At 70.7% G+C, this 19,030-nt stretch carries 15 protein-coding genes; 8 read left to right on the top strand and 7 right to left on the bottom strand.

Features of this window, described 5'->3' with window-relative positions; genetic code table 11:
• The first annotated feature begins 4 nt into the window (after window positions 1–4).
• A complete protein-coding gene (locus K7C20_RS25560; RefSeq protein WP_030080162.1) occupies window positions 5–361 on the top strand; it encodes a hypothetical protein in 357 nt (118 codons plus the stop codon).
• A 118-nt stretch (window positions 362–479) separates the two neighbouring features.
• Here K7C20_RS25560 and K7C20_RS25565 read toward each other — a convergent pair whose 3' ends face one another.
• Window positions 480–1,883, bottom strand: coding sequence for a HAMP domain-containing sensor histidine kinase (locus K7C20_RS25565; RefSeq protein WP_053210114.1), 1,404 nt, complete (start codon window positions 1,881–1,883; stop codon window positions 480–482).
• Window positions 1,880–2,602, bottom strand: a complete 723-nt coding sequence (locus K7C20_RS25570; RefSeq protein WP_030080168.1) for a response regulator transcription factor — start codon at window positions 2,600–2,602, stop codon at window positions 1,880–1,882. Before K7C20_RS25570 ends, K7C20_RS25565 begins: the two co-directional genes overlap by 4 nt.
• Window positions 2,603–2,659: 57 nt before the next feature.
• Here K7C20_RS25570 and K7C20_RS25575 point away from each other — a divergent pair, with 57 nt between their 5' ends.
• Together K7C20_RS25575 and K7C20_RS25580 are read left to right on the top strand one after the other, a co-directional pair.
• Window positions 2,660–3,823, top strand: a complete 1,164-nt coding sequence (locus K7C20_RS25575) for a UDP-N-acetylglucosamine--N-acetylmuramyl-(pentapeptide) pyrophosphoryl-undecaprenol N-acetylglucosamine transferase (protein ID WP_053210115.1) — start codon at window positions 2,660–2,662, stop codon at window positions 3,821–3,823.
• Entirely contained in the window at window positions 3,820–4,824 is a 1,005-nt protein-coding gene (locus K7C20_RS25580; RefSeq protein WP_030080172.1) for an SDR family NAD(P)-dependent oxidoreductase, read from the top strand. The genes K7C20_RS25575 and K7C20_RS25580 overlap by 4 nt, the downstream gene beginning before the upstream one ends.
• 58 nt (window positions 4,825–4,882) lie before the next feature.
• Here the strand turns inward: K7C20_RS25580 and K7C20_RS25585 are convergent, their stop codons facing one another.
• Window positions 4,883–5,527 (bottom strand): TetR/AcrR family transcriptional regulator, encoded by a 645-nt coding sequence (locus K7C20_RS25585; protein WP_167352538.1) that lies wholly within the window; start codon window positions 5,525–5,527, stop codon window positions 4,883–4,885.
• Between the two features lie 403 nt (window positions 5,528–5,930).
• On the opposite strand from K7C20_RS25585, the gene K7C20_RS25590 reads away from it, so the two are divergent.
• The 4 genes from K7C20_RS25590 to K7C20_RS25605 all read left to right on the top strand — a co-directional run bounded on the left by K7C20_RS25590 (window position 5,931) and on the right by K7C20_RS25605 (window position 10,102).
• On the top strand, window positions 5,931–6,905 hold the full coding sequence (locus tag K7C20_RS25590; RefSeq protein WP_030080174.1) for a tetratricopeptide repeat protein: 975 nt from the start codon (window positions 5,931–5,933) through the stop codon (window positions 6,903–6,905).
• A 612-nt stretch (window positions 6,906–7,517) separates the two neighbouring features.
• The gene (locus K7C20_RS25595; RefSeq protein WP_030080176.1) at window positions 7,518–8,135 is read left to right on the top strand and encodes a DUF6230 family protein; all 618 of its coding nucleotides are present in this window, start codon (window positions 7,518–7,520) and stop codon (window positions 8,133–8,135) included.
• Between the two features lie 130 nt (window positions 8,136–8,265).
• Complete coding sequence (locus K7C20_RS25600; protein ID WP_030080177.1) at window positions 8,266–8,832, top strand: DUF6114 domain-containing protein; 567 nt, start codon at window positions 8,266–8,268, stop codon at window positions 8,830–8,832.
• Window positions 8,822–10,102 carry a hypothetical protein gene (locus tag K7C20_RS25605; RefSeq protein WP_030080179.1) on the top strand — a complete coding sequence of 427 codons (1,281 nt, stop codon included), beginning with the start codon at window positions 8,822–8,824 and terminating at the stop codon, window positions 10,100–10,102. The genes K7C20_RS25600 and K7C20_RS25605 overlap by 11 nt, the downstream gene beginning before the upstream one ends.
• A gap of 111 nt (window positions 10,103–10,213) precedes the next feature.
• On the opposite strand, the gene pyk is transcribed toward K7C20_RS25605, so the two are convergent.
• The 3 genes from pyk to pta form a co-directional block, all read right to left on the bottom strand.
• A complete protein-coding gene (pyk, locus tag K7C20_RS25610; RefSeq protein WP_030080181.1) occupies window positions 10,214–11,641 on the bottom strand; it encodes a pyruvate kinase in 1,428 nt (475 codons plus the stop codon).
• 61 nt (window positions 11,642–11,702) lie between these two features.
• Window positions 11,703–12,914: an acetate kinase gene (locus K7C20_RS25615; RefSeq protein ID WP_053210117.1), complete on the bottom strand. Its 1,212-nt coding sequence runs from the start codon at window positions 12,912–12,914 to the stop codon at window positions 11,703–11,705.
• Window positions 12,915–12,963: 49 nt separating this feature from the next.
• The gene (gene pta, locus K7C20_RS25620; protein WP_053210118.1) at window positions 12,964–15,060 is read right to left on the bottom strand and encodes a phosphate acetyltransferase; all 2,097 of its coding nucleotides are present in this window, start codon (window positions 15,058–15,060) and stop codon (window positions 12,964–12,966) included.
• 231 nt (window positions 15,061–15,291) lie between these two features.
• Here pta and K7C20_RS25625 point away from each other — a divergent pair, with 231 nt between their 5' ends.
• The gene (locus tag K7C20_RS25625; protein WP_030080191.1) at window positions 15,292–16,317 is read left to right on the top strand and encodes an ATP-dependent 6-phosphofructokinase; all 1,026 of its coding nucleotides are present in this window, start codon (window positions 15,292–15,294) and stop codon (window positions 16,315–16,317) included.
• 90 nt (window positions 16,318–16,407) lie between these two features.
• On the opposite strand, the gene K7C20_RS25630 is transcribed toward K7C20_RS25625, so the two are convergent.
• Window positions 16,408–18,960 (bottom strand): ABC transporter permease, encoded by a 2,553-nt coding sequence (locus K7C20_RS25630; protein WP_030080193.1) that lies wholly within the window; start codon window positions 18,958–18,960, stop codon window positions 16,408–16,410.
• Between the last annotated feature and the right edge of the window lie 70 nt (window positions 18,961–19,030).

The following is a 19,030-nucleotide window of genomic DNA, read 5'->3' on the forward strand; positions in this document are numbered from 1 at the left end:
CCCCATGAACAGCAGGAACGACGTCACCAGCCCCGGCGAGCGGGAGTACCCCGTCGAGGACAAGGACTTGTCGGAGGAGCAGAACGAGCACCTCACCAGGTCCCTCCGTGCCGTACGGAGCAACCCGGCCACCCCGCCCGCCCTTCAGGACCTGGCCCGCAAGGTGCTCGGCGGCCGTCTCGAAGTCAAGGACGTCCTCGACGATCCGTCCGGGTACCGCGCGCTCACCGACGGCATTGCCGGCATGCGGGAAGGATGGCGGTCGATGACGCCGCAGGACCGGCAGGCGGTCCGTGCGACGGTGGAGGAGAACGCGGACGAGGCGGAGGCGGGCGGTCCGGCCGGCGGCCGGATGCGTTGACCCGTGCTGCGCCGTGACCGTGCTGCGCCGTGACCGCGCCACGACCGGACCGCGCCACGACCGGACGGCGCCACGACCGGACGGCGCCATGAGGTGACGACGTCCCCGCACCACGGCGTCACGGCGCCGCGACCGGCACCCGCAACCGGAACATCGCCCCGCCCCCCGGTGCCCGTTCGGCGGTGAGTTCGGCGCCGTGGGCGCGGGCGATCTGGCGGGCCATGGCCAGGCCCAGGCCGGAGCCGGGCAGGGCGCGGGCCGTCTTGGCGCGGTAGAAGCGGTCGAAGACGTGGGGGAGGTCGTCCGCCGCGATGCCGGGGCCGTGGTCGCGGATCGACAGGTACAACTCGTCCGAGGTGAAGGTGAGTTCGGCCTCGACCGGGCCCCCTGGCGGGGAGAACTTCGCGGCGTTGTCGAGGAGGTTGGACAGCAGCCGGGACAGGCGGGGCGGCACTCCGGGGATCGTGAGGCCGGCCGCGGACGGGGCGATGGCGGTGGTGAAGGTGATCTCCGGCCAGTGTTCGCGGGCCGTGCCCACCGCGTGCTCCAGGAGGGCGGCCGGGCGTACCTGCTCCACCAGGGGCTGCGGCTCCTCGTCGCGGGCCAGTTCGATCAGGTCGTTGACGAGGGTGGTGACCGCGCGCAGCTGACGGCCCAGCGCGGCCGAGGCGCGGTCGCGCTGGGCGTCGGTCAGGCGGTCGGCGCGGGCCAGGAGTTCGGCGTTGGTGCGCAGCGCCGTCAGCGGGGTGCGCAGTTCGTGGGAGGCGTCGGCGACCAGGCGGCGCTGCGCGGTGACGGACTGTTCCAGTTCGCCGAGCATGGTGTTGAAGCTGGTGGCGAGGCGGGTGACCTCGTCCTCCCGGGCGGGTGGGCCGGCGGGGAGTTCGATGCGGTGGCCGGCGTCGCGGGTGGCGGCGATGCGTTCCGCGGTGGCGGTGAGCCGGGCGACGGGGGCGAGGCCCGTACGGGACACCCAGTAGCCGAGGGCGGCGGCCAGCAGGACGCCGGCGGCGCCGACCGCGGACAGCGCCCAGGCGGCCTGCTGTACGCCCCGGTCGACGGTGTCGGAGCGCTGGGCGACCTGCACCGCCTCGTCCTTGTCCGCCAGGCGCGTGGTGAGCATCCGGACCGGATGGCCGGCCACCGTCAGCTTGCTGTAGAACGCCGCGCGCCGGCCGTCGGCGACCTGCCGGGTGGCGTTGGAGACGGGCAGCACATACCGCTTGTGCGGGTCCTTGGCGGCGTCGGACGGCACGATCTGGATACAGGCCGAGGCCGGGTACTGGCACAGGGTGTCACTCGGCGTCGGGCCCCAGTCGTGCCGGTCCCGGATGGCCTGGGCAGCCGTCTGGGTCAGGGTCAGCTTCAGCTGCCGGGTCATCTGGTAGTCGATGATGGTGAACGCGGCCGCGCAGACGCCGACCGCCACCAGTGCCACTGCGGAGGAGGCGGCCAGCGCCAGCCGGGTGCGGAGCGGGCGGCGGCGTCGCCAGCGGGCCCCGAGGCCGCGGGTGCCGGTCATGCGCCGTCCGCGTGGTCCAGGCGGTAGCCCACGCCGTGCACGGTGTGGACGAGGCGGGGCTCGCCGCCCGCCTCCAGTTTGCGGCGCAGATAACCGATGTACACGGCCAGGGAGTTGGAGTCGGGGCCGAAGTCGCGGCCCCAGACGCGCTCCAGGATGACTTCGCGCGGCAGCACCTGTCCGGGGTGCTGGAGCAGCAGTTCCAGCAGCGCCCATTCGGTGCGGCTGAACTCCAGGGGCCGGCCCGCCCGGTGGCCGGTGCGGGTCAAGGGGTCGACCACCAGATCACCGAAGGAGAGCCGGCTGTCGTCGACGGCGCCGGTCGAGGCCCGGCGCAGCAGGGCCCGGACGCGGGCCACCAGCTCGTCCAGGGCGAACGGTTTGACGAGGTAGTCATCGGCGCCGGCGTCGAGCCCGTCGACCCGTTCGCTGACCGAGTCCAGCGCGGTCAGGACGAGGATCGGGGTGCGGTCGTCCAGCGCGCGCAGCCGGCGGCAGACGGCCAGACCGTCCAGGACCGGCATCATCACGTCCAGGACGAGGGCGTCCGGCTGCCAGTCGGCGACCTCCGAGAGGGCGGCCAGGCCGTCGGCGGCGCCGCGTACCGCATAGCCCTCCACGGCGAGGCCGTCCTCCAGGGCGGCGCGCACCTCCGGTTCGTCGTCGACGACGAGGATCTTGGGGGCTGGGGTGTTCCCGGGCGTGGGCGGCATGGACATAGGCTGCCAAACACCTCTCTTAGAAGCTTCTTAGGGCGTATCGCGAGCGTGGCGGCCATGCGCACACCACTCTCCGTCGTGATCGGTGCAGGCGGCACCGGCGGCCACATCTATCCGGGACTCGCCCTCGCCGACGCGCTCCGCCGGGCCGTGCCCGATGCGGTGATCTCCTTCGTCGGGACCGAACGCGGCCTGGAGACGCGGCTGATCCCGAAGGCCGGATACCGCCTGCACACCGTCGACATGATCCCCTTCGACCCCTCGCTCGGCGCCCGACGTTATCTGCTGCCGGCCGCCCTGCTTCGCTCGGGTGCCCAGTGCCGGGCGATCCTCAAGGAACAGAAAGCCCAGGTCGCGGTCGGTATGGGCGGCTATCCGAGCGCCCCGGTGATCCTCGGGGCCCGGCTGGCCGGGCTGCCGAGCCTGATCCATGAGTCCAACGCGGTGCCCGGCCGGGCCAACCAGTTCGCGGCCCGGCTCACCCCGCACATCGCCCTCGCCTTCGACCGCAGCCGGGAGCATCTGGCCGGCGGCGAGCGGGCCGAGACGGTGGGCATGCCGCTGGTCGGGCCGCTGGCCGAGCTGGACCGCGAGCGGCTGCGGCCCGACGCCCGCTGGGCCCTGGGCGTGCCGGACGGAGCGCGGCTGCTACTCGTCAACGGCGGGAGCCTCGGGGCGGCCCGGCTGACCGAGGCGGCGGTGGGCCTGGCCGGCCGCTACCGGGGGCGTAAGGACCTCCGGCTGCTGATCAAGACCGGGCCCGCGGCCCTGGAGGAGACCCGGGCCCTCCTGGCGGCGAACGGCGGGGACGCGGTCGCCGAGGCCGTGCCGTACGTGGACCGGATGGATCTGGCGTATGCCGCCGCCGATCTCGTGGTGTGCCGGGCCGGTTCGGCGACCGTCGCGGAGCTGGCCACGATCGGGATGCCGGCCGTTCTCGTGCCGTATCCGCATGCGCCGGGCGACCACCAGACCCACAACGCGCGGGTGCTGTCCGACGCCGGGGCGGCGCTGCTGCTGCCCGATCCGCAGACCTCGGCGGATCGGCTGGACGAGCTGGTCACCCCGCTTCTCGACGACCCTGCCCGGCTCGCCGCGATGGGCGCGGCCGCCGACCCCGGCACCCATGCGCGGGCCGCCGACCTGCTGGCCGCCAAGACGCTGGCGCTGGCCGGTCACCCCCTTGCCCCCCACCACCTCACGATGAAGGAGTCAGCATGAGCAGCAATCCCCAGCAGTGGACGGGCCGTAAGGTCCTGGTCACCGGAGCCGAGGGGTTCATCGGCTCGGCCCTGGTCGACATGCTGGTGGAGGCCGGCGCCGAGGTGCGCGCGTTCGTCCACTACAAGCCGTACGCCGAAAAGGGAAATCTGGCGCGCTATCTGGTGCCGGGCAGCCCGGTCGAGATGGTCGCGGGCGATGTGCGGGACGCGGGCCGGGTGATGGACGCGGTCGCGGGCTGCGACACCGTCTTCCATCTGGCCGCGCTGATCGGGATTCCGTACAGCTACGACTCACCGGGTGCCTATGTGCAGACGAACGTCGTCGGGACGGAGAACGTCGCGGAGGCCTGCCGGCGGCATGCGGTGCGGCGGCTGGTGCACACGTCCACGAGTGAGGTCTACGGGACCGCGCTGACCGCGCCGATCGGTGAGGACCACCCGCTCCAGCCGCAGTCGCCCTACTCCGCCTCGAAGATCGGCGCGGACATGATGGCGCTGTCGCACCGGCACGCCTTCGGGCTGCCGGTGACCGTGGTGCGGCCGTTCAACACCTACGGGCCCCGGCAGTCCGCGCGCGCTGTGATCCCCACGATCCTCGCCCAACTCCACTCGGGCGCCCGGCAGATCAAGCTCGGCTCGCTCACCCCGACCCGCGACTTCACCTATGTCACCGACACCGCGGCCGGGTTCCTGGCGCTGGCCGACTGCGACCGGGCGCTGGGCGAGGTCGTCAACCTCGGCAGCGGGCGGGAGATCTCCATCGGGGCGCTCGCCGAGGCGCTGATAGCGGCCTCCGGCCGGGAGGCCGAGGTGGTGGTGGACGCCGAACGGCTGCGGCCCGCCGGCAGCGAGGTCGAGCGGCTGCTGTCGGACAACTCCCGGGCCCGGGAGTGGGCTTCCTGGCGGCCGGAGGTCTCCCTGGAGCAGGGGCTGAAGCGGACGTCGGAGTGGGTGGCCGAGAACCTGCGGCTGTTCGCGGCGGACCGCTACCAGGTCTGACCGGAGTGTGGCGCGGCACCTCGGTGCCGTGCCGCGGCCGGACCCCCGGCCCCCGGCCTCAGCGCTGGTCGCCCAGACCGGACAGCCCGGTGAGGAAGAGCGCCGTGAAGTCGCGCCCCCACGCGGCGTCCACGGGTTCACCGCTGACCAGGGTGCGGTGCACGATCGCGCCGGCGATCACATCGAAGATCAGGTCCATGTTGCGGGCGGCCACCTGTTCGCCCTCCTCACCGGGGGTGTCAGGGGGGAGCTCGCCGCGGGCCTGGGCGCGCGAGCGGCCGAGCAGGACCAGCCGCTTCTGGCGGTCGACGATCGCCGAGCGGATCCGTTGGCGCAGCGCCTCGTCGGTGGTGGACTCGGCCACCACGGCCATCAGCGCCGTCTTGGTCTCCGGCCGCGCGAGCAGCGCGCCGAACTGAAGCACCACTCCCTCGATGTCGGATTTCAGACAGCCCAGGTCGGGGAGTTCGAGCTCGTCGAAGAGGACCGCCACGGCGTCCACGACGAGCTCGTTCTTGTTGGCCCAGCGGCGGTAGAGCGTGGTCTTGGCGACCCCGGCCCGGGCCGCCACATCGCTCATGGTGAGCCGTCCCCAGCCGAGATCGACCAGCGCCGCACGGGTCGCGTGGAGGATCGCAAGATCGGTCTCGGCGCTGCGCGGTCGTCCCGTGCGGCCTTTCCGGGGGCTGGCGGAGTGGTGCATGCGGGCGACCATACCGGCGAGTACGAGCGATGCCGCCCGTGAGGCAGATCACTCCCCACGGGGCCGGAACCGGTTGTTGCCCGGGGGCGACGGCGAGTTACGCTACGGGTCGTAGCGTAAGAGCGACAGCCACTGGCCGTGGGTGGGGACCCATGGCCGCGCACGACGGTCCTCCTCGGGACCGCACTCCGGCCCTCCTCGGGGCCGGAATCGGGCAGCGGTCCCGGACGTACGCCGGCATTCCGGCGGGGCGTGCGGACGGGATGCGGTGCCCGGCGAAAGGCCCGGTGGCGGCACCGGACCGGCACTTTGCACCGCAGCCCGCAGCACCGATCGCATCGCAGACCGCAGCGCTTTCCGGATCGCTTTCCGGAACGGCCCGCCCAGGGGGGAGGATGGACCCATGCAGCCACGCAATATGTCCATGAGTGGAGTCGTCGACCTCGCAGCGGTGAAGGCGGCGGGGGAAGCGAAGCAGAAGGCGGAGCAGGCACGTGCCGAGGCCGCCCGTACGGGCCAGGCACCCGCGAGCGGTGCCCGCCTGGTGTTCGACGTCGATGAGGCGGGGTTCCAGCAGGACGTCCTGCAGCGCTCGACCGAGGTCCCGGTCGTCATCGACTTCTGGGCCGAGTGGTGCGAGCCGTGCAAGCAGCTGGGTCCGCTGCTGGAGCGCCTCGCGGGGGAGTACGCCGGCAAGTTCGTGCTGGCCAAGATCGACGTCGATGCCAACCAGATGCTGTTCCAGCAGTTCGGGGTGCAGGGCATCCCGGCGGTCTTCGCGGTCGTCGCGGGCCAGCCGATCCCGCTGTTCCAGGGCGCGGCCCCCGAGTCGCAGATCCGCCAGGTGCTCGACCAGCTGGTGCAGGCCGCCGAGCAGCAGTTCGGCATCGTGGGAGCGCCCGTCGACCCGCAGGCCGCGGGCGAGCCGGTCCAGGAGGACGAGGCCCCGGAGCCGGCCGGTCCCTACGACGCCCTGCTGGAGGCCGCGAACCAGGCGCTGGACTCCGGCGACCTGGGCGGCGCCGTCCAGGCCTACAAGAACGTGCTGAACGACGATCCGGCCAACCCGGAGGCCAAGCTCGGTCTGGCGCAGGCCGAACTCCTGCACCGCGTGCAGGACCTGGATCCGCAGGCGGTGCGCAAGGAGGCCGCGGAGAACCCGGCCGATGTGCAGGCGCAGATCCGGGCCGCGGACCTCGACCTGGTCGGCGGGCACGTCGAGGACGCGTTCGGCCGGCTGGTCGACGCGGTGAAGCGGTCGGCGGGCGACGACCGGGAGTCCGCGCGGCGGCGGCTGCTGGAGCTGTTCGAGGTCATCGGTGCGGAGGATCCGCGGGTGACGGCGGCACGTACCGCCCTTGCCCGGGTGCTGTTCTGACCCGCTGTCTTCGCAGTCGCCCGCTTCTGACCAGTACGCCCTCCGCGAGTTGACCGAACAAACGACACAGCGGCCACGTTTTACCAAAACTTGGTAATCGTGGCCGCTGTTACTTCAAGTAAGCCTGGGCGACCTCCTTGCGGCACTGTGTCCACAATTGCCCAATGTCCCCTCACCGTTAGTTGCGACCGTGTGTATCCGGTTGATTTCGGTGGGTCGTGGCGTGGTTATCGGGCCGTTACCCGCAAGTAACGAGCCCCTTGTGCGGCGGCCGCGAATGGACCACGATCGGCCACGCTCGGTCCATTCCCGCAGTCCGGCATCCGGTCGGCACCGCGGGGTATTTGGGTCCCCACCGAGTGGCCGGCGGCAGTGTCACCGGTCGTGGACAGGGGGGTCTCTGCCCCACCCGGCAGGGCCTGTCCAGTGAGGTTGCGCGAGAGCGTGGCCAGTGGTTGTCGCTCGGGGGTGATCGCCGGTATTCGGAACACGATGTGCCTCCGAGACAGGCGCTCTCCTTCCCGAGGACGTAGCACTTCTCCCATCCCAGGTGCAGCTGCCCCAACTGAGGCGGCCCGTACCGGAGATGTACGTCCGAGAAGGAGGAAAGTCATGGAGTCCCTGGCTCGTGGCGGGACCAGATGGAAGCGGTTCGCCGTCGTCATGGTGCCGAGCGTCGCGGCTACGGCCGCGATCGGAGTTGCCCTCTCGCAGGGTGCGCTCGCAGCGTCGTTCAGCGTGTCCGGCCAGCAGTTCAAGGTCACTACGGACCGCCTGGACGGCACCGGCTTCGTTCAGTACGGAGCCATTGACGCCCAGAAGGGCGGCAAGCAGGTCCCGGTGGCGGTCTCGGGGTTCTCGAACGCCAAGATCAAGAACCTGTGCCAGTCCGTAGTTGTGCCGGTCCCGGTCTTCGGCGATGTGTCGATGAAGCTGTCGGCCGGTGGCGGTGACACGCCTGTCGAGGCGAAGAACCTCTACATCGACCTCGACCAGCTGGACGCGGACGCGACCTTCAACAACATCGACATCGGTGTTGCTGCGGGCTCGACGACCAAGGGTCCGGGCATGCACAAGGGCGACAAGGCCGATCCGGGCTCGTTCGCCCAGCAGGCCGACTCGGCCACGCTGACCCACGTCAGGCAGCAGGCATGGGCCACTACGGCCGGAACGTTCAAGCTCAGCGGCCTGAAGATGAGCGTCGCCAAGGGCAAGAGCGAGTGCTACTGACGCACTGAGCGTGCGGGCGCGGGGCGAGCTGTGCGGCCATCGCCGTTCCCCGTGCCCGTACGCCGGGTAGCGCCCAGTAGGACACCCAGCACAGAACCACCGATTTGCCAGTCCCGAGGAGCTGTACGACATGAGCGCCGACACGCGACCACGGCTGATCGAGACCATCGGCCGCAAGCGGCTTTCGTTCCGGGAGTGGCGCGGATACCGCCCGTTCTGGGGCGGCATGCTGACTCTGCTGGCCGGCATCCCGATCATGTACATCCCTTACGCGAATCTCACGATCGGTTCCCTGACCGTCCGCATGGCGACCACCGCCGGCGCCGGCTCGCTGATTATCGGCGTACTGCTGGTCGTGCTCGGTCTGACCATGTGGTTCCAGCCCGCCTCGCGCGTCTTCGCGGGTGTGGCGGCGATTCTGCTCTCTCTGGTCTCCCTGGTCGTCTCGAACTTCGGCGCCTTCCTGATCGGCTTCCTCCTGGGGCTGATCGGCGGTGCGCTGGGAGTCTCCTGGGCGCCGGGCAAGGCCGGCCGGAGCGGGGACGACGCCGACGAGGCGGGCCGCACCACGGTCGCCGGACCGGTGGTCGCCACGCACCCCGCGCCGGCTGCCGGTCCCGGGTTGGGCAATGGACTGGACGACCTGTCAGGAACGAGCCCGACCAACGGAACGAACGGGAGGCACCGTGCCGGGTGACGAGCTGCACGAGAGCGCAGCTGCCGGGGCGAGAACCGGGCCGAGGCACGCGGCACCGAGGAAGCCGCTGCTGACTCGGCTCCACGTGCCCGCGGGCAAGGCGATAGCCATCGCCGCCATGCCGTCCGCCGTGCTCATGGGCATGGGGCTGACGCCCCAGATGGCGATAGCCAAGCCGGCGCCCAAGAGCCCCTTCAAGGACGGCCCGTGCGTCACCGCTCCGGACAAGGTGGACGACAAGGACGCCAAGTCCAAGGACGGTGCGAAGGACCAGAAGGACGACGCGCAGGGCAAGGACGGCGCCGAGCCGTCCGACGGGCCTTCCGCCTCGCCCTCGGCCGGCAAGGACGCCGACAAGGCGCCCGAGCCCTCGCCGTCCGACTCCGCGAAGACCGATGAGCCTTCGGGCTCCACGACCCCGTCGCCGTCGGCCTCCGAGGAGAAGAAGGACGACGGCGGTCTGCTGGGCGGCATCGGTGACGCGCTCGGCGGCCTCCTCGGCGGCGACAAGTCCGAGGAGCCGGCGGATTCGCCGAGCCCCTCGGCGTCCGAACCGGCTTCGCCGAGCCCCTCGCCGTCCGCGTCCAAGGACTCCGGCTCCGTCACCGACAAGGTCACCAAGCCGGTCCAGGACACGGTCGACGGCCTCAAGGACGGCGCCGGCAAGGCGGGTGACGCCGCCAAGAACGGGTCGAAGACGGTCAACGACACCGTCCACGGCGCGGTGGGTGCGGCGGACAACGCCCTGCCCGGCGGCGGCGTCGACGGCAAGGACGCCGACGGCAAGAAGGCGTTCCCCTGCGTCGTCGAGAACAAGCAGAAGGGCAAGGGCGAGCAGACCCCCGCCACCCTGCCCGACGACCCCTGGCACCTGGAGTCCAGCGCGCTCACCCTGCGCGGCCTGAACTACGAGGGCGTCGTCAATGTCCAGACGCAGAACGGCCACACCAAGCAGGCCCTGAAGTTCACGGCGGACAGCGTCGACATCGGCGATCTGCACCAGATCGTCGACGACCCGGCATCCAAGAAGCGTTACCACGTCCAGGGCGCACCGGGGTCGACGTCCACGATCCGCGGCGGCAAGGTGACGATGTACACCGAGCGGCTTCAGGGCAACCTCTTCGGCCTGATCCCGATCGTCTTCGACCCCGAGCACCCGCCGCCGATCAACGTCCCGTTCGCGTACTTCACCAAGGTGAAGATCGACCAGGCGGGCCAGTTCGGCGGCAATCTCCACATCCCGGGTCTGCACCAGTCGATCACGGACTGAGGACCACGGCCGCGGGCCGAGGACCACGAACCCGTCCGGGAGCCGCAGAAAACGGCGGTGGGCCGCCCCCTTGCCGGGGGCGGCCCACCGCCGTTTCGTGTGCCCGGGGCGTCAGGCCTGCTCGCCGCCGAGGTGGTGCACGCGCACCATGTTGGTGGTGCCGGGGACGCCGGGGGGCGAACCGGCGGTGATGAGCATGGTGTCGCCCTTGCTGTAGCGCTTGAGCTTGAGCAGCTCGGCGTCGACCAGGTCGACCATCGCGTCGGTGTTGTCGACGTGCGGCACGACGAAGGCATCGACGCCCCAGCTCAGCGTGAGCTGGTTGCGGGTGGACGCCTCGGTGGTGAAGGCCAGGATGGGCTGGGCCGCGCGGTAGCGGGAGAGGCGGCGGGCGGTGTCACCGGACTTGGTGAAGGCGATCAGCGCCTTGCCGTCCAGGAAGTCCGCCATCTCGCACGCCGCGCGGGCCACCGAGCCGCCCTGCGTGCGCGGCTTCTTGCCGGGCACCAGCGGCTGGAGGCCCTTGGAGAGCAGCTCCTCCTCGGCGGCCTCGACGATCTTCGACATCGTCTTGACGGTCTCGATCGGGTAGGCGCCGACGGACGACTCGGCGGAGAGCATGACCGCGTCGGCGCCGTCGAGGATGGCGTTCGCGACATCGGACGCCTCGGCGCGGGTCGGCCGGGAGTTGGTGATCATCGACTCCATCATCTGGGTCGCGACGATCACCGGCTTGGCGTTCCTGCGGCACAGCTCCACCAGGCGCTTCTGCACCATCGGGACCTTCTCCAGCGGGTACTCCACCGCCAGGTCACCACGGGCGACCATGACGGCGTCGAAGGCCATCACGACCTCCTGCATGTTGGCGACCGCCTGCGGCTTCTCGACCTTGGCGATGACCGGGACCCGGCGGCCGACCTGGTCCATGACGCGGTGCACGTCCTGGACGTCCTTGGCGTCCCGCACGAAGGACAGCGCGACCATGTCGCAGCCCAGCTTCAGGGCGAACTTGAGGTCCTCGATGTCCTTCTCGGACAGCGCGGGGACGTTCACCGCGGCGCCCGGCAGGTTGATGCCCTTGTGGTCGGAGATGACCCCGCCCTCGATGACGATGGTGTGCACCCGCGGGCCGTCGATCTCGACGACCTGGAGCGCGACGTTGCCGTCGTTGATCAGGATCGGGTCGCCCTTGGACACGTCCCCGGGCAGGCCCTTGTAGGTCGTCCCGCAGATGGTCTTGTCACCGGGGACGTCCTCGGTGGTGATGACGAACTCGTCGCCACGCACCAGCTCCACGGGGCCGTTGGCGAAGGTTTCCAGGCGGATCTTGGGGCCCTGGAGGTCGGCCAGCACGCCTACGGCGCGGCCGGTCTCCTCGGAGGCCTTTCGGAGGCGGTGATACCGCTCCTCGTGCTCCGGCTGGGTCCCGTGGCTCATATTGAATCGGGCCACGTTCATGCCGGCCTCGATCAGCGTCTTCAGCTGGTCGTAGGAGTCGACGGCGGGGCCCAGGGTGCAGACGATTTTGGAACGGCGCATGGGCGGAATCCTATCGGTTTGTTTCGGAGCGGAATATTTCGGTAGGCGGAAACACCGAGTCCTAGGCGTTGACCAGGGCGTATGTCTGCTGGGCGATCTCCAGCTCCTCGTCCGTCGGCACGACGGCGACCGCGACCCGGGCGTACTCCGGCGAGATCAGCCGGGGCTCGTCGGACCGTATGGCGTTGAGCGAGGCGTCCACGGCCATGCCCATCTCCTCCAGGCCCGCGACGGCGGCCTCCCGCACCGGGGCGGCGTTCTCCCCGACGCCCGCGGTGAACGCCACGGCGTCGACCCGGCCGAGCACCGCGCTGTAGGCACCGATGTACTTCTTCAGCCGGTGGATGTAGATGTCGAAGGCGAGCTCGGCGCGCTCGTCCCCCTCGTCGATCCGGCGCCGGATCTCCCGCATGTCGTTGTCGCCGCAGAGCCCGATCAGACCGCTCTTCTTGTTGAGCAGGACGTCGATCTCGTCCGTCGACATCCCCGCCACCCGCTTGAGGTGGAAGGTGACCGCCGGGTCGATGTCACCGGAGCGGGTGCCCATGACCAGGCCCTCCAGCGGGGTCAGCCCCATCGAGGTGTCCACACAGCGGCCGCCGGCCACCGCCGAGGCGGAGGCGCCGTTGCCCAGGTGGAGCACGATGACATTGACCTCGGAGGGGTCCTTGCCCAGCAGCGCCGCGGTCTTGCGGGAGACATAGGCGTGCGAGGTGCCGTGGAAGCCGTAGCGCCGGATGCGGTGGGCGTCGGCGGTCTCCACGTCGATGGCGTAGCGGGCCGCGTACTCCGGCATCGTGGCGTGGAAGGCGGTGTCGAAGACCGCGACCTGCGGCAGGTCGGGGCGCATCGCCTGGGCGGTGCGGATGCCGGTGAGGTTGGCCGGGTTGTGCAGGGGCGCGACCGGCACCAGCCGCTCGATCTCCTTGAGCACCGCGTCGTCGATCACGGTCGGCTCGGTGAACTTCAGCCCGCCGTGCACCACCCGGTGCCCGATCGCGGCCAGCTGAGGCGAGTCGAGGCCGAGCCCGTCGGCGGCCAGCTCCGCGGCGACGGCCTTCAGCGCGGCGTCGTGGTCGGCGATCGCGCCCTCGGTCTCCCGCTTGTCGCCTCCGGCGGCCAGCGGGGTGTGGGCCAGGCGCGAGGTCTGCTCGCCGATCCGCTCGACCAGGCCGACGGCGAGCCGGGTGCCGTCGTTCATGTCGATCAGCTGGTACTTCACCGACGAGGAGCCGGAATTGAGGACGAGGACGCGGGTGGCGGTGGCAGTCATGTAGCGCTTTCCGATGGGGTGCGGGGACGGGTGTGGGGGGAGCGGCCGGTCAGGCGGTGTGGCCGGCGCCGGGCTGGGCGCCCTGGGCCTGGATGGCGGTGATGGCCACGGTGTTGACGATGTCCTGGACCAGGGCGCCGCGCGAGAGGTCGTTGACCGGCTTGCGCAGACCCTGGAGGACCGGGCCGACGGCGACCGCACCGGCCGAGCGCTGCACGGCCTTGTAGGTGTTGTTGCCGGTGTTGAGGTCCGGGAAGATCAGCACGGTCGCCTTGCCGGCCACGTCGGACTCGGGGAGCTTGGTCTGCGCGACCGCCGCGTCCACCGCCGCGTCGTACTGGATCGGGCCCTCGACCAGCAGGTCGGGGCGCAGCGCGCGGACGATCTCGGTGGCCTTGCGGACCTTGTCGACGTCCGCGCCGGAGCCGGAGGTACCGGTGGAGTACGAGAGCATCGCGATCCGCGGCTCGACGCCGAACTGGGCGGCGGTGGTGGCCGACTGGATGGCGATGTCCGCCAGCTGTTCGGCGTTCGGGTCCGGGTTGACCGCGCAGTCCCCGTAGACCAGGACGCGGTCGGCCAGGCACATGAAGAACACCGAGGACACGATCTGGGCGCCCGGCTTGGTCTTGATGATCTCGAAGGCGGGCCGGATGGTGGCGGCGGTGGAGTGCACCGCGCCGGAGACCATGCCGTCGGCCAGGCCCTCCTGGACCATCAGGGTGCCGAAGTAGGAGACATCCGCGACCACGTCGAAGGCCAGCTCGACACTGACGCCCTTGTGGGCGCGCAGCGCGGCGTAGCGCTCGGCGAACCGCTCGCGCAGCTCGGAGGTCTGCGGGTCGATGATCTGGGCGCCCGCCAGGTCGATGGCCAGGTCGGCGGCGCGCTTGCGGATCGCCTCCTCCTCGCCCAGCAGCGTCAGATCGCAGACGTCGCGGCGCAGCAGCACGTCGGCGGCCCGCAGCACCCGCTCCTCGCCGCCCTCCGGGAGGACGACCCGCCGGCGGCCGGAGCGGGAGCGCTCGATCAGCTCGTGTTCGAACATCATCGGCGTGACCCGGCCGGAGCGGGCGACGGAGATGCGGTTCGTCAGCTCCACGGTGTCCACATGCCGCTCGAACAGGCCGAGCGCGGTCTCCGCCTTGCGCGGCGAGGCGGCGTTCAGCTTGCCCTCGATCGCGAACAGCTCGCCCGCGGTCGGGAAGGAGCCGCCGGGTACGGAGACCACCGGGGTGCCGGGCGCGAGGCGGGCGGCCAGCGCCATGATGTCGGGTCCCGGCCGCTCGTCGAGGGTGAGCAGCACACCGGCGATCGGCGGGGCCCCGGCGCTGTGCGCGGCGAGCGAGCCGATGACCAGGTCCGCCCGGTCCCCGGGGGTCACCACGAGGGCGCCGGGGGTGAGCGCCTTGAGGAAGGTCGGCAGCATGGCGCCGCCGAACACGAAGTCCCGGGCGTCCCTGGCGAGACCCGAGTCGTCGCCGAGCAGCACCTCGGCACCCAGGGTGTGCACGATCTGGCCGACGGTCGGCGCGGAGAGCGAGCCGTCCTCGGGGAGCGCGTAGCAGGGCACCGGGAGCCGGGCGGCGAGCCGGTCGACGACGGCCTCGCGGTGCTCGGGGGCGATCCGGTTGACGATCATGGCCACGACGTCGCAGCCCATCGAGTGGTAGGCGCCGTAGGCGTTGCGGGCCTCGGCGCGTACGGACTCGGCCTCCTGGCCCTGGCCGCCGACGACGGCCAGCACGGCGGCGCCGAATTCATTGGCGAGCCGCGCGTTGAGGTTCAGCTCGGCCGGGAGGTTGGTGCCCGCGAAGTCCGAGCCGAGGACCAGGACGTATTCGTACTCCCTGGCCACGGCATGAAAGCGCTCGACGAGCCGGGAGACCAGCTCGTCGGTGCCGCGTTCGGCCTGGAGGGCGGCGGCCTCCTCGTAGCTGAGGCCGTAGACGCTGTCGGGGGACTGGGTGAGCCGGTAGCGGGACCGCAGCAGGTCGAACAGCCGGTCGGGCCCGTCACTGTGGGTCAGCGGGCGGAAGACCCCCACTCGGTCGACATGGCGGGTCAGCAGCTCCATGACCCCCAGCTCGACGACCTGGCGGCCGTCGCCGCGGTCGATACCGGTCACGTACACGCTGCGCGTCACGCGTGCTCTCCGATCCAATCGATGGCCACAAGGTCAAAATTAGCCGTTATTGTGGGCGTGCCCCTCTTGACAATACCTGCGGATCTAGCTAAGTCGCTCTCCCAGTTTCCCTTGCGGAGTCCGTGCGAGGACAGTAGGGGTGGGGTCTGTGTATGCGGGGAGGGCCGGTCGTCCGTGAAACAATCGGACCGGCTCACACGAACCAACAGCGAGCACAGGAGACACAGCACGATGCGTATCGGAGTCCTCACCGCAGGCGGCGACTGTCCTGGCCTGAATGCTGTGATCCGGTCTGTTGTCCACCGCGCCCTCACCGGACACGACGACGAGGTCATCGGCTTCGAGGACGGTTTCAAGGGCCTCCTCGAAGGACGCTTCCGCAAGCTCGATCTCGACGCGGTCAGCGGCATCCTCGCCCGCGGCGGCACCATCCTCGGCTCGTCCCGGCTGGAGCGCAACCGGCTCCGGGAGGCCTGCGAGAAGTCCAAGGACCTCTCCAAGGACTACGGCATCGACGTCCTGATCCCGATCGGCGGCGAGGGCACGCTCACCGCCGCCCGGATGCTGGCGGACGCCGGAATGCCGGTCGTCGGTGTCCCCAAGACCATCGACAACGACATCTCCTCGACCGACCGCACCTTCGGCTTCGACACCGCCGTCGGTGTCGCGACGGAGGCGATCGACCGCCTCAAGACCACCGCCGAGTCGCACCAGCGGGTCATGGTCGTCGAGGTGATGGGACGGCACGCGGGCTGGATCGCGCTGGAGTCCGGGATGGCCGGCGGCGCCCACGGCATCTGTCTGCCCGAGCGTCCCTTCGATGTGAACGACCTGGTCAAGATGGTCGAGGAGCGGTTCGCCCGGGGCAAGAAGTTCGCGGTCGTCTGTGTCGCCGAGGGTGCCCACCCGGCCGAGGAGACCATGGACTACAAGAAGGGCGCAATCGACCAGTTCGGCCACGAGCGGTTCACCGGCATCGGCAACCACCTCGCCGTCGAGCTGGAGAAGCGCCTCGGCAAGGAGGCCCGCCCGGTCATCCTCGGCCACGTCCAGCGCGGCGGCACCCCCACCGCGTACGACCGGGTGCTCGCCACCCGCTTCGGCTGGCACGCCGTCGAGGCCGCGCACCGCGGCGACTTCGGCAGGATGACCGCGCTGCGCGGTACCGACATCACGATGGTGCCGCTGCACGAGGCGGTCACCGAGCTCAAGACGGTGCCCGGCTGGCGGATGGACGAGGCCGAGTCGGTCTTCTGAGCCCCGGCCCCCCGGAACCACCAACGGCGGCGCGCCTGTCCTCGGCCGAGGACAGGCGCGCCGCCGTTGTGGGGGGTGACGGTCAGCCGGTCACTGTGCGCCGATGGCTTCCAGCACGTTCAGCCGGGCCGCCCGGCGGGCCGGCCAGAGCGCGGCCAGCACCCCGACGACCAGCGCGATCAGCAGGAACAGCCCGAGCCGGCCCCAGGGCAGCAGCAGTTCGTAGGTCGGGAGCCCCTGGCTGACCAGGTTGCCGCCGGCCCAGGAGAGGAAGACGCCCACGCCGATGCCCAGGACCGCGCCGAACAGCGAGATGACCACCGACTCCAGCCGGACCATCTGCTTGATGCCGCTGCGGGCCAGTCCGATCGCCCGCAGCATCCCGATCTCGCGGGTCCGCTCGAAGACCGACATGGCGAGGGTGTTGACGACGCCCACCACCGCGATGATCACGGCCATGCCCAGCAGTCCGTAGACGATGTAGAGCACGGTCTCGATCTGCCCGGCGTTCTCCTTGCGCAGGTCGGCGTGGTCCTGGACCTTCAGCAGCGGGCTGTCGCCGAGGGCGTGCCGGATCTGCCTCTCCAGCTCTTCCGCCGGGCCGTCAGCGGCCTTGACCAGCAGCTCGTCGTTCTTCAGCTCGGTCATGTGCGGGTCCACCAGCGACGTGGCACCGATCGCCTCGCCGACCACGGGGTTGTCCGCGTAGATCCCGGCGATCTTCAGCTTTGCCTTCTTCTTGTCGAAGAAGGTCGCATCGAAGGTGTCGCCGGTCTGCCAGCCGTGCTCCTTGGCCGCGGTCCGGGAGACCGCGATGCCGTCGCCGCCGGACGCCGTCAACGAGCCGCTCGTGAAGTCCAGTTGGGCGACCTTGCCGATCGCCGCGAGGTCGGTGCCGACCAGGTTCAGGGAGGAATCACCGGTCTCGACACCGGAGTTGCGCAGCGGGGCCATTGCCTCGACGCCCGGGATGTCCGCCACCTTCTGCGACAGCTTGGTGTCCAGACCGACGTACGTCGAGGTCGCGATCTTGTAGTCGGCCTTCAGGCCGTTGGCCGTCATCTTGTCCATGGCCTGCTGTGCCGAGTTCCCGACGACCGTCATGCCGGTGATCAGGGTGAGGCCGATCATCAGGGCCGAAGCGGTGGCCGCCGTACGGCGCGGGTTGCGCAGCGCGTTCTCCTTGGCCAGCTTGCCGCCGATGCCGAAGAGCCGGGTGGTGACCACGCCCGCCAGCGAGACCAGGGGCCGGGACAGCAGCGGCGCCAGGATGATGACGCCGGTCAGCGTCAGGAGCGAGCCGGCCATCGCGACCGGCAGGTCGTCGGAGGACTTGAGGGTGGTGACGTAGAGCATGACCGCGATGCCGAGGCCGGTGACGACCGCGCCGAGGGAGTTGCGGATCACCAGACTGCGCAGCGCGGGCGGCGCCTCGACGGTGTTGAGCGCCTCCACCGGGGCGATCTTCGCTGCCTTGCGGGACGGCAGCCAGGCGGCCAGTACGGTCACGACGACACCCACGCCGAGCGAGGAGAGCACCGCAGTCGGGCTGATGATGACCGGCCCGTCGGGGAAGCCCGCGCCGTTGGCGTCGAGCACCGCCCGCAGGCCCACCGCGATCGCGGCGCCCAGCCCGAGCCCGATGACGGACGAGACCAGGCCCAGCAGACCCGCCTCGGCGAGTACCGAGCGCACCACCTGCCGGCGGGAGGCGCCGACCGCGCGGAGCAGGGCGATCTCCCGGCTGCGCTGGGAGATCAGCATGGTGAAGGTGTTGGCGATGATGAAGATGCCGACGAACAGCGCGATCCCGGCGAAGACCAGCAGCGTCTGGCTCAGGGACTTGTTCTGTTCGGTGATCATCCGGGACTGCTCGGCGGCGAGTTCGGTGCCGCTGGTCGCCTCGGCGCGGTCCTTGGGCAGCACCTCGCGGACCTTGCCGGTCAGCGCCTGCTGATCGGTGCCGGGCGCGGCGCCCACCACCAGCTCGTCGAACTGGCCGGGGTGCAGATACAGCTTCTGTGCGGTGGCGGTGTCGAAGAGCGCGAGGCTGCCGCCGGCGGTGACCTGCGGGTCCTCGGTCGTGACGATGCCGACCAGCTTCTTCGTCAGCACCGGGCCGTCGGTGGCGAACCGCACCGAGTCGCCGACCTTGTGTCCGGCCGCCTTCGCGGTGGCCTCGTCCAGCGCGATCTCGTTCGCGGCGGCCGGTCCGCGGCCCGCCATCAGCGGATAGCGCTCGTCGTAGCCGTCCTTGTCCGGCTGGAAGTTGGTGGCGATGTTCTGCCAGCCGTTACCGATCGGGATGCCGTCCGGGCCGGCGAGGGTCGCCGTGCCGGCGACATTGCGCCGTACGGACTGCACGCCGGGCAGCGCGCGGACGGTGTTCACGAGCTTGTCGTCGAGGAGGGTGGTGCGCTTGCCGTCCTTGCCGGTCGGCGGGGCGTTGTCGTCGGAGACGGCCTGGACGGAGACGGCCACGTCCTTGAGGTTCTTCGTGGAGGCCTTCTTGATGGCCTCGCCGATGGTGTCACTGAAGATGAGGGTGCCGGCGACGAAGGCGACGCCGAGCAGTACCGCGAGCGCGGTCATCATCAATCGGGCTTTGTGCGCAAGGACATTGCGCAGGGCAGTACGCAGCATGGTGGTGGTGTCAGTCCTGGGTCCGGTGGCTCGGGATGAAGGGCAGCGCCCCGGGGGGCGGAGAACGGCG

This window comes from Streptomyces decoyicus (assembly GCF_019880305.1).
In the GTDB taxonomy this organism is placed as follows: Bacteria; Actinomycetota; Actinomycetes; order Streptomycetales; family Streptomycetaceae; genus Streptomyces; species Streptomyces decoyicus.

Coding starts and splice junctions, on each gene's coding strand:
- K7C20_RS25580 (WP_030080172.1), top strand. CDS start 3,820: ATGAGCAGCAATCCCCAGCAGTGGACGGGCCGTAAGGTCCTGGTCACC.
- K7C20_RS25575 (WP_053210115.1), top strand. CDS start 2,660: ATGCGCACACCACTCTCCGTCGTGATCGGTGCAGGCGGCACCGGCGGC.
- K7C20_RS25630 (WP_030080193.1), bottom strand. CDS start 18,960: ATGCTGCGTACTGCCCTGCGCAATGTCCTTGCGCACAAAGCCCGATTG.
- K7C20_RS25615 (WP_053210117.1), bottom strand. CDS start 12,914: ATGACTGCCACCGCCACCCGCGTCCTCGTCCTCAATTCCGGCTCCTCG.
- K7C20_RS25595 (WP_030080176.1), top strand. CDS start 7,518: ATGGAGTCCCTGGCTCGTGGCGGGACCAGATGGAAGCGGTTCGCCGTC.
- pyk (WP_030080181.1), bottom strand. CDS start 11,641: ATGCGCCGTTCCAAAATCGTCTGCACCCTGGGCCCCGCCGTCGACTCC.
- K7C20_RS25585 (WP_167352538.1), bottom strand. CDS start 5,527: ATGCACCACTCCGCCAGCCCCCGGAAAGGCCGCACGGGACGACCGCGC.
- K7C20_RS25625 (WP_030080191.1), top strand. CDS start 15,292: ATGCGTATCGGAGTCCTCACCGCAGGCGGCGACTGTCCTGGCCTGAAT.
- K7C20_RS25590 (WP_030080174.1), top strand. CDS start 5,931: ATGCAGCCACGCAATATGTCCATGAGTGGAGTCGTCGACCTCGCAGCG.
- K7C20_RS25565 (WP_053210114.1), bottom strand. CDS start 1,883: ATGACCGGCACCCGCGGCCTCGGGGCCCGCTGGCGACGCCGCCGCCCG.
- K7C20_RS25600 (WP_030080177.1), top strand. CDS start 8,266: ATGAGCGCCGACACGCGACCACGGCTGATCGAGACCATCGGCCGCAAG.
- K7C20_RS25560 (WP_030080162.1), top strand. CDS start 5: ATGAACAGCAGGAACGACGTCACCAGCCCCGGCGAGCGGGAGTACCCC.
- K7C20_RS25570 (WP_030080168.1), bottom strand. CDS start 2,602: ATGTCCATGCCGCCCACGCCCGGGAACACCCCAGCCCCCAAGATCCTC.